Raw genomic sequence first — 8,992 nt, 5'->3', positions numbered from 1 at the left:
GTTGTACAGCGCGGGCGCCGCCATAGCCAGATCCAGTACCGACGTGCCTGCCATCGACAGGCCTGCCAGTGCGTTCTCGCCGGTCGTCGCGAACATCGAATCAATGACTGGCGGTAGTTCTTCCGTCAGGAACGTGGTCCACATGTTGACCCCGTTGTTGTTGCCGGATTTCGCGAGGCCGGGGTCCGGCCGCTCCCAATCGGTGTAATAGCTGAATGCTCCACTGAGAGGGGTGACCACGTTGACATGCTTGTCCGCGAAGAACTTCGGTGCGTCGGTCCGCACCGACCACGTCGCGTCGTCTTTTCCTCCGTCTACTCCGTTGAGTAGGTAGAGCGTCGGAGCAGGCGTCGAAGTATCAGCCGGCCGCAAGACCTGCAACGGAATGTCGCGCCCCATCGACGGTGAGTACACCGAGATGTCGACCAGCCTGCTGTCCGCCGACTGAGCGTGACCTGGTGCTGTGAGGAGCTGGAACCCACATACTGCCGTGGCCAACGCCACGAAGACACGGAAAACCGTTCGTAACGCACGAGTCTCGATCATCCGGGTCACTCTCTTCCGCAGCGGAACCTTTCGAACGGTACCGCCTGAAACAGGCAAACCCGACGTGATCGGAAAAACTCGATCCGGTCGACACGGAAAGGCTCACGCACCGCGTGCGTGAGCCTTTCTCGTCAGACGACGCTTACTTGGGCGTAACCGTGCCGCCACTGAGCTCGGTCAGCGAATTGAAGAATGCGGTGCCGACGTTGTTGACAGCCGTGATGACGTTCCCCACGATTTCGAAGGATCCCATGAAAACTCCTACAGTTGTTTAGGTCTCGGTCACCCGAGCGGAATTTTGAGGTCGAACGGTCCGATTCCGGCGAGCGGGATCAGAGGAGCGGCTTGAGGCTGCCCGTGTTCGTCTGAACCGAACCGATGAAGGTTTCGAACAACTGGTCGCCGGCACCAAGCGAGCCCATGCCCTTGAGTGCAAGTTCGACGATCGACATCAGTGAACCCATGTGAATCTCCTAGAGAAGTCAGAGGTCAGCTGGCAAAAGCACCCGACAGTGCTGTGACAGCTGCGTCACATCTGTAATGTATCCGTGACGTGGGTAACAGTAATCATACGAACGACCAGTTGGCAAAGGATTCCGACAATGGGGTCATTATTTCGACTAATAAGGTCTGCTACTGAAAAAATTCCGGCCAATCGGTCGAATTTGACCAATTCTGTCGCCGCATTGATCAACCGCCCCAAATCCTGCGGTTACCCACCAGTAAACTGAAATCATGTCTAGCGCAACCTCACTCACGCAGGTAGCTAATTTCCGGTGGCACCGCCATCAACTCGACCGAGCGGTTGTCGGTGACGCCGATCACAGCGATTGCAGCATGCTCGATCTCGGGATTCAGAACACCGGACCTGACGGAGCCGCCTGGGCCCTGCGGATCCGCGGCGTCCGCGTCGACGCCACTGAGCTCGCTCTTGCCTGGACGTTGCGCGGAGCCCCCCACTATTACCGTCGGGGCGACCTGCCTGCCGTCGCCGCCGCCACGTCGCCGTTCAGCGAAGCCGATGCAGCCAAGCGCATTTACGACGCGAATCGGCCCCTGAAGGCCGCCGGCATCCCGACGCTGACTGCCCTGCAAACAGTTGCTGCTGCGATGCGGGACATCGTCTCGAAACCAACCGTCAAGGGCGAGATGTCCGCGCAATTGACCACGCGGGTCACCGAGCCCTATCTGAGATTCTGCCGCCCGTGCAATGCCACTCATCTGTACGAGATGCCGTTCCGGCTCGCGGCACTGCAGGCAGGCCTCGAGCTACAGCCGGACACATCTCCCCCAGTGCTCGAACGCATTCCGGGTTGGCGCCGACGCCCATTCAGCGCCACGGGCGCAGACGCAGATTCCCGCTTCGACGTGATCCGGGGTTATCTGCGGTTCTACGGCCCCGCGACTCCTGCTCACGTCGCGTCGTTTCTCGATGCTCCGGTCAGGGACGTCAAAGCCCACTGGCCAGTCGATGCCGAGGAGATCGAGGTGAACGGCGAGAAGCGGTGGATTCTCGAACAGGACCGCGAAGACTTGTTCGGCTCCCCCACCGATTCGAGTACGCGCTTGCTCGGGCCCTTCGATCCGTATGTACAGCTCAAGGATCGGGAGACCCTGGTGCCCGATCCAGCCGCTCAGAAGACGGTGTGGCCGACCCTCGGGCGACCGGGCACGGTGGTGGTCGGTGGCACGATCACCGGATTGTGGCGACCACGAGCATCCGGAAAGAAGCTGAAGGTCGCGATCACCCCGTGGGGAACGTGGTCACGATCGGCCCGCGCAGCAGTGGCCCAGCAGGCCGAAATACTTGCCGAATTTCGCGGCGTCGAGCTCTCCGAACTGGTCGAAGTATCTTGATCGAGCCAGTGGCATCCGGATAATTCCAGCTCACACCCGCCCCGATTCGGAGAAGGAAACCCCCAACGATAACCTGAATGCGACCTTCGCACGCACCCTTGTTCAGGAGAGATGATGGCCGACTTCCTCTATGAGGACCTGTTGCCGATCGGTGATGACACCACCGAGTACCGATTGCTCACCACCGAAGGGGTGTCGACAGTCGAGGGACCGGACGGCCGCACCTTCCTGCAGGTCGAGCCGGAAGCGATGCGCTTGCTGACCGAAACGGCGCTGCACGACATCTCTCATTACCTGCGCACGGATCACCTGACGCAACTCGCGAGCATCCTCGACGATCCCGAAGCGTCGAACAACGACAAGTTCGTCGCGCTCGATCTGCTAAAGAACGCCAATATCGCCGCTGCCGGCGTTCTGCCGATGTGCCAGGACACCGGAACCGCCATCGTCATGGGCAAGCGTGGACAGCACGTACTCACGCCCGGCGACGACGAGAAGTCCATTGCCCGCGGTGTCTACGACGCATACACGCGTCTGAACCTGCGCTACTCGCAGAACGCCCCCATCACGATGTGGGACGAGAAGAACACCGGCAACAACTTGCCCGCGCAGATCGAGCTGTACGCCGATACTGCTGCCGGACACGAGAACTCGTACAAGTTCCTCTTCATGGCCAAGGGCGGCGGAAGCGCCAACAAGTCCTACCTGTACCAGGAAACCAAAGCGATCCTGAACCCCGACTCGATGATGCAGTTCCTCGAGGCGAAGATCCGCTCACTCGGCACCGCAGCCTGCCCGCCCTACCACCTTGCAATCGTCGTCGGCGGTACTTCGGCCGAGTTCGCGATGAAGACGGCGAAGTACGCGTCGGCGCACTATCTCGACGAATTGCCCACCGAAGGCGCCATCACGGGCCGCGGCTTCCGCGATCACGAACTCGAGAAGAAGGTCTTCGAGCTCACGCAGAAGATCGGCATCGGCGCACAGTTCGGCGGTAAGTACTTCTGCCACGACGTCCGCGTCGTTCGACTCCCCCGCCACGGCGCTTCATTGCCCGTCGCCATTGCGGTGTCCTGCTCGGCAGATCGACAGGCGAAGGCCAAGATCACCCCGGAGGGCGTGTTCCTGGAACAGCTCGAATTCAACCCGGGCCGTTTCTTGCCCGAGGTCACGGACGCTCAGCTCGACGAAGAGACGGATGGCATTTCGGGTACCGGCAAGGGCGCTGCGGTCAAGATCGACCTCACCAAGCCCATGGCCGAGATCCTCGCCGAGCTGTCCAAGCACCCGGTGAAGACTCGTCTCTCCTTGACCGGTCCGCTCGTCGTGGCACGCGACATCGCGCACGCCAAGATCAAAGAGCGTCTCGACGCAGGCGAAGAGATGCCCCAATACCTCAAGGATCACCCGGTGTACTACGCCGGCCCCGCCAAGACACCCGACGGTATGGCATCCGGTTCGTTCGGCCCGACCACGGCCGGCCGCATGGACTCGTACGTCGAGCAGTTCCAGGCCGCCGGTGGCTCGATGATCATGCTCGCCAAGGGAAACCGCTCCAAGCAGGTCACCGACGCCTGCAACACCCACGGCGGTTTCTACCTCGGATCCATCGGTGGACCGGCAGCACGCCTGGCACTCGACTGCATCAAGAAAGTCGACATCCTCGAGTACGCCGAACTGGGGATGGAAGCCGTCTGGAAGATCGACGTCGAGGACTTCCCCGCGTTCATCGTCGTCGACGACAAGGGCAACGACTTCTTCGCCCATACCGGTGAAGTGACCCTGACGATCGGTAAGCGTCCGGGTCTGTAGACACGTCAACAGCAAAGAGCCCCGGCGAGTTTCGATCGCCGGGGCTCTTTTTCGTGTTTGGTCAGGTCCAGAGCGCGGCCACGAATACGGTCACGATCGACAAACCGCCGACGACGTGTACCAGATTCGGATTGGGCTGGCCCTTCTTCTGCTTCGCACGGGTGATCTCGGCAAGCGCCACGATGACCAGCGAAAGCACCAGCTTCACAGCAATTTTCGCGTGAATGTAGTTCTTGTCCAGGGCGCCTTCGCCCAACCCGACGATGATCAGGCCGGACACGAACTGCATCCTGGCACCCCACACCATGACCTCGGTGATCGAAGGAGCCTTGAGGACGGTGAAGTAGCTGCCGACCAGGGCAGCCATGCCGAGTAGGTGAATCACTACAAAGACGTTGTATAGAACAGACATACAAGCACTTTAACTTGTACCTTGTTCTGGCCGAACGGAACTGCGACTTCTATCAGAGAATTCCGGCTTCGGATGCGGCGGAACGATATTTCGCTGCCAAGGTGTCCACCGTCTCGTGTGCGTTGAGACCACTGGGATTGGGCACGATCCACAGTTTTGCCCCCTCGAAATCACGGTCCTGACGCCCGGCCGTCGCCTTCTTGTCACCGAAAGCTGTTCGATAGGCGGTGATCCCGGCGAAGGCAACGACTACTGGATTGGTTGCGCGCACGATGTTTCGGACCCGAACTCCGCCAGTTGCGAGTTCCTCCGACGTCAATTCATCGGCGCGCGCAGTTGCCCGCACCGCCAAATTGGTGATGCCCACTCCCCGATCGATCAGATGCTGTGTGTCAGCGTCCGACATACCCGCGGAAGGATCGATCGCATGCTCGATTATGCCTGCCCGCAGCAGTGCCGGATAGAACCGATTGCCCGGCCTGGCGAAATGCGCGCCTGTTGCGGCAGTCCACAGTCCCGGGTTGATACCGACGAACAACAGCCGGCAATCCGGCCCGATCAGATCCTCGATCTCGGCGTCTCGGAACGATTCCAGTTCGGCGCGCGTGAATCCCATGCAGCCAGTACATCAGGCCGTCACGACAGCGCTTCGCGCACCTCGTCGATCGCGTCGTGCATCATCTGCTCGTACACGTCGATGTCCGGGATCGAGGCCGGACTGCTGGTGATGCTGATCGTCACCGTGTCTCCGATCCCGTGTACGCCGTGGGTCAACGACATGACCGGTGCCAAACTCGGGAAGCCAGCTGTGAACCGAACGACGCCGCCTCCGAGCACCAGATCCGCGTCACCGCGCGCGACACTCGACACCACGGTGTTTCCAGTGACCTCGTCGGGCACTGCCGTGAAATCGTATTGCTGCACGCCCCAACGGACCAGCGGGCCGGGAACCGCGTTCAGCGCGAGATCCGAAGCTGCGCTGGACGGGTGGGATGCCCGTGCGCGACGCTCGTCCATCGACTCCTTTATCCGTTGGGCTCGCTGACGAAGATCATCGACGTCCGGGAACAGTCCGACACCTGCATTGCGGAAGTGATTGCGCGCCGTGGGTGTACCTGCCTTGGCGATGGTCACCTCAGCTCCCAATTCGGGCGGTACCGAGCCGTCTCGCTCGGTGAGGTAGTTCGCCATCGCTACCGAGATGGCTGTCATCGCTCCGACTGTGACGGATACGCCGTCGCCACGGAAATCTGCGCTGTCCCGCACGACCATGCGCACCAGTCGGTGCGGTCCGGGAGGGATGTTCGAGCGCACCTTGGGACGGCTCGCCGCCTGCGGCGCAACAACTCCCGATTCGGTGTCCGCCTGGAGCTGTAACTGTGCTCGGTGCCCCGCCCGGCCGTCGCGGAACAGCGAAACGAGTTGCCCCGGAAGGCGCAGGACGGCGCGGCCCAGAATCTCGGCTGTTCCGCTACGCCGCACGTCCGTCTTCTGCTTTGCGGGCGGTTGCGGCGAGAACAGCTGGCGAGCAATCGCCGACGCGCGTTTGCCGTCCGCCAGAGAATGAGCGACCTGCAGAACTGCGATGAGCGCCGGGCCACTGCAGCGCGGGACGCCGGTGACGCCGTGAAACAGGTGCAGCGTCCACGGGGACTCGCGCGGGTCGACGTGGTTCTCGAGTAGTTTCTCGATTCCGTGAATGCACGAGAGCCACGAGTTTTCGGGCAGCTCATGCACTCTCGCCAAGGAGGCGTCGACCGGCATGGGCTCCCACACCGGATAGTCGAGGTGCCACGGTGATTCACGAATCCGAACATTGAGATCCGGAATGAGCGACGCTCTTTCCACCACCGAGCGTCGTAGCTCGTCCATGTGCTGGCTCTGCCCGTCGAAACAGTAGAGCAGCAGCTGATCGTTCGGGATCTTCTCCGAAATCCAGAAGGTTTGGGCATCGGTGGGCGTCATCCGTAACACCGGGAGACGGTACCACCGGCTTGTCAGCTCTTTTCTGCAGCAGCTTTCAGCTGGGACAGGCCCTTCTCGAAATCCTTTCCGACAAGCTTGTCCATGCTGAAGATGAAACCGAAGATCTTGAAGAACAGATTCTTCTTTCCGGTCATCTTCCACGTCACCTGAACTTCACCGGAATTCGGCGAGATGAGAAACGTGGTGACGTTCTGCGCCTTGAACGGCTTGAGGAAGGCCAGGTCCAAAACTACTCGTTCATTCGGGACGGATTCGGTGATCACCATCGAACCGGAGCCCGCCTTCTTGTTTCCCGCCCAGGCGTACGAAGCCCCGACGCCCGCGTCAGGACCCGCGTACGTACGCTGCATCGCCGGGTCGAGACCTTCCCACGGCGACCACTGAGTCCACTGATGGAAATCGTTGATCAACGCGAAGACGACCGGTGCTTCTGCCTTGACGATCGTCGTACGTTCTACCAGGAATTCGTCGGAATTCTGCGAAGCCATCGTCGATCTCCAATTCTCGGGCGTGACAAGTGTTCGGAATTATCCACGGTCGACGAGATCGGAGCGAGTCGACACTCAGTCCCGCAGGCACAGGCAGAAAAAGTGACCGACCGGGTCGCGGTACACGCGGAAAGTCTGATGTTCCGGAATGTCGGTCACCCGCTGCGCACCCAGGCTGATCACCCAAGCCTCGGCGGGGTCGAGAGAATCCACGAACAGATCCAGATGGATCCCGACACCGGAGGTCGGCCAGTCCACCGGAACGAAATCCGGAGCGAGCTGAAATGCGAGCCGCCCCCCGCCGGGCCCTTCGATCACGTGCCAATCATCCTCGTCGCGAACACTTTTCCACTCGAGGACCTGGACGTAGAAGTTGGCCAATGCAGCCGGATCCGGGCAGTCCAGGACTGCGTAGTCCATACCGATGTTCGGGCGCGTCACTGTGCCTTCTTCTCCTGAACTTTCTTACGCACGAACAACAACGGAAGAACCAACGTCGCAACGGCGGTTACCAGCCACACGACGACGGTTCCCAGAATCCACGTCGAGACACCGGAGATCGACAGATTGGAGAAGAGCGACGCCACCAACAGCGCGACAAATGTCGACACCAATCCGATTCCGCCGAGAAATGCCGGTGCATGGCGCTTTGCCACCGTGGCGATGAACGGCGCCAGGACCGACTGCGCAATCGCAAAGATCACGACCGCAACGATGAATCCGGATGTGGGCGCCGAGAAGCCCGAAAGAATCAACGACGCAACAAGAAGCCCGACAGCGGCAGAACCCAGGAAGATCGCGGCGCGAATCAGGAAGCTGATCATTTGTTGATCCTATATGTCGGATATCGAGGAGAACAGATATTCACAATCCCAGAGATTCCTGCACCTCTCGCAATGTCCGGGCAGAAGATCGGAGCCCCGAAGCCTCTCTTTCCGATAGCGGTACTTCGAGGACTCGGCCGGCACCAGCACGACCAACCATCGTGGGAAGGGACAGGCAAACGTGCTCGAGTCCGTGGACGCCGCTCTGCAAAGTCGACACCGGCAGAACCCGTTGTTCGTCCCGCAACACGACTTCCGCGATGAATGCGCTCGACAATCCGATGGCGAGGTTGGTCGCACCCTTACCCTCGATGATCTCGTAAGCACTCTCGACTACAGACTTCGCTACTTTCGCGCGTAGGTCGGGGCCGAGGACGCCACCCGACGGTCCCACGAACGAGGTTGCCGGCACTCCGCCGATGGTTGCGCTCGACCAGAGCGGAATCTCGGAATCCCCGTGCTCGCCCACGATGAAGGCATGAACGTTCTCCACCGCGACTCCGAGTTCGGTAGCCAGCAGGAATCGCAATCGGGCCGTGTCCAGCACGGTCCCAGATCCGAAAATTCGGCCGCGGTACGACGGTCCCGCGGCCTGGATCGCTGCGTAGGTCGCCACGTCGACCGGGTTGGTGACGAAGAGAAGGACCGCGTCCGGTGACACCGCCAACAGTTGTTCGGTCAGTGTCTGCGCGATCTTGACGTTCACCGCGGCAAGTTCGAGCCGCGACTGACCGGGATGCTGTTTGGCGCCCGCGGTGACGACGACCAAGTCGGATCCCGCGGTGACCGAGATGTCATCGCCTCCGTCGACAGTGCACGGCGGTGTGAACTGGGTGCCGTGGTTGAGATCGAGAACTTCGGCCCGGACCTTTGCGCTGTTGGTGTCGTAGAGGGCGAGCGCGTCGGCCGATCCGCGTATCAGGCACGCATACGCAATTGCGGTGCCGACGCTTCCCGCACCGACAACGGACACTTTTCGCCTGGATGAACGATTCGGCGTCGTCATGGGTAAATGGTGCTCGTTCCATAACGATTTCGCAGCACAACGGATTGCCAGTCTCTTCTCA

General features: G+C 60.8%; 11 protein-coding genes. 2 read left to right on the top strand and 9 right to left on the bottom strand.

Translation table 11 applies throughout. The features are described from left to right. Together RWT78_RS12070 and RWT78_RS12065 are read right to left on the bottom strand one after the other, a co-directional pair. The coding region (locus RWT78_RS12070) for an alpha/beta hydrolase-fold protein (RefSeq protein ID WP_314675852.1) at positions 1–546 on the bottom strand (546 nt) is incomplete at its 3' end. Positions 547–878: 332 nt separating this feature from the next. After that, a complete protein-coding gene (locus RWT78_RS12065; protein WP_003945242.1) occupies positions 879–1,010 on the bottom strand; it encodes a hypothetical protein in 132 nt (43 codons plus the stop codon). Between the two features lie 271 nt (positions 1,011–1,281). Between RWT78_RS12065 and RWT78_RS12060 the strand changes: the two genes are divergently transcribed. Together RWT78_RS12060 and RWT78_RS12055 are read left to right on the top strand one after the other, a co-directional pair. Further along, positions 1,282–2,403 carry a winged helix DNA-binding domain-containing protein gene (locus RWT78_RS12060; RefSeq protein WP_054831822.1) on the top strand — a complete coding sequence of 374 codons (1,122 nt, stop codon included), beginning with the start codon at positions 1,282–1,284 and terminating at the stop codon, positions 2,401–2,403. A gap of 114 nt (positions 2,404–2,517) precedes the next feature. Further along, positions 2,518–4,215: a fumarate hydratase gene (locus RWT78_RS12055; RefSeq protein WP_003945198.1), complete on the top strand. Its 1,698-nt coding sequence runs from the start codon at positions 2,518–2,520 to the stop codon at positions 4,213–4,215. A 61-nt stretch (positions 4,216–4,276) separates the two neighbouring features. Here RWT78_RS12055 and RWT78_RS12050 read toward each other — a convergent pair whose 3' ends face one another. From RWT78_RS12050 to RWT78_RS12020, 7 genes are all read right to left on the bottom strand, one after another. Next, complete coding sequence (locus RWT78_RS12050) at positions 4,277–4,627, bottom strand: hypothetical protein (RefSeq protein WP_003945214.1); 351 nt, start codon at positions 4,625–4,627, stop codon at positions 4,277–4,279. 52 nt (positions 4,628–4,679) lie between these two features. Beyond that, positions 4,680–5,243: a mismatch-specific DNA-glycosylase gene (locus RWT78_RS12045; protein ID WP_054826430.1), complete on the bottom strand. Its 564-nt coding sequence runs from the start codon at positions 5,241–5,243 to the stop codon at positions 4,680–4,682. Between the two features lie 20 nt (positions 5,244–5,263). Continuing rightward, positions 5,264–6,592, bottom strand: a complete 1,329-nt coding sequence (locus tag RWT78_RS12040) for a WS/DGAT domain-containing protein (protein WP_314675848.1) — start codon at positions 6,590–6,592, stop codon at positions 5,264–5,266. A 32-nt stretch (positions 6,593–6,624) separates the two neighbouring features. Continuing rightward, a complete protein-coding gene (locus RWT78_RS12035; RefSeq protein WP_003945238.1) occupies positions 6,625–7,101 on the bottom strand; it encodes an SRPBCC family protein in 477 nt (158 codons plus the stop codon). A gap of 75 nt (positions 7,102–7,176) precedes the next feature. Next, entirely contained in the window at positions 7,177–7,542 is a 366-nt protein-coding gene (locus RWT78_RS12030; RefSeq protein ID WP_054831824.1) for a VOC family protein, read from the bottom strand. Beyond that, the gene (locus tag RWT78_RS12025) at positions 7,539–7,925 is read right to left on the bottom strand and encodes a phage holin family protein (RefSeq protein ID WP_003945275.1); all 387 of its coding nucleotides are present in this window, start codon (positions 7,923–7,925) and stop codon (positions 7,539–7,541) included. Before RWT78_RS12025 ends, RWT78_RS12030 begins: the two co-directional genes overlap by 4 nt. Positions 7,926–7,965: 40 nt before the next feature. Then, positions 7,966–8,931, bottom strand: coding sequence for an L-lactate dehydrogenase (locus RWT78_RS12020; protein WP_037132004.1), 966 nt, complete (start codon positions 8,929–8,931; stop codon positions 7,966–7,968). Positions 8,932–8,992: the final 61 nt, after the last annotated feature.

The organism is uncultured Rhodococcus sp., assembly GCF_963525155.1.
GTDB classification, from domain to species: Bacteria; Actinomycetota; Actinomycetes; order Mycobacteriales; family Mycobacteriaceae; genus Rhodococcus_F; species Rhodococcus_F qingshengii.
The sequence above is the reverse complement of the archived record's forward strand: the minus strand, read 5'-3'. Positions and strand labels throughout refer to the sequence as shown.

What these genes read in the sequence shown, in the direction of transcription:
- RWT78_RS12065 (WP_003945242.1), bottom strand. Translation starts at nt 1,010, where the DNA reads ATGGGTTCACTGATGTCGATCGTCGAACTTGCACTCAAGGGCATGGGC.
- RWT78_RS12060 (WP_054831822.1), top strand. Translation starts at nt 1,282, where the DNA reads ATGTCTAGCGCAACCTCACTCACGCAGGTAGCTAATTTCCGGTGGCAC.
- RWT78_RS12055 (WP_003945198.1), top strand. Translation starts at nt 2,518, where the DNA reads ATGGCCGACTTCCTCTATGAGGACCTGTTGCCGATCGGTGATGACACC.
- RWT78_RS12050 (WP_003945214.1), bottom strand. Translation starts at nt 4,627, where the DNA reads ATGTCTGTTCTATACAACGTCTTTGTAGTGATTCACCTACTCGGCATG.
- RWT78_RS12045 (WP_054826430.1), bottom strand. Translation starts at nt 5,243, where the DNA reads ATGGGATTCACGCGCGCCGAACTGGAATCGTTCCGAGACGCCGAGATC.
- RWT78_RS12040 (WP_314675848.1), bottom strand. Translation starts at nt 6,592, where the DNA reads ATGACGCCCACCGATGCCCAAACCTTCTGGATTTCGGAGAAGATCCCG.
- RWT78_RS12035 (WP_003945238.1), bottom strand. Translation starts at nt 7,101, where the DNA reads ATGGCTTCGCAGAATTCCGACGAATTCCTGGTAGAACGTACGACGATC.
- RWT78_RS12025 (WP_003945275.1), bottom strand. Translation starts at nt 7,925, where the DNA reads ATGATCAGCTTCCTGATTCGCGCCGCGATCTTCCTGGGTTCTGCCGCT.
- RWT78_RS12020 (WP_037132004.1), bottom strand. Translation starts at nt 8,931, where the DNA reads ATGACGACGCCGAATCGTTCATCCAGGCGAAAAGTGTCCGTTGTCGGT.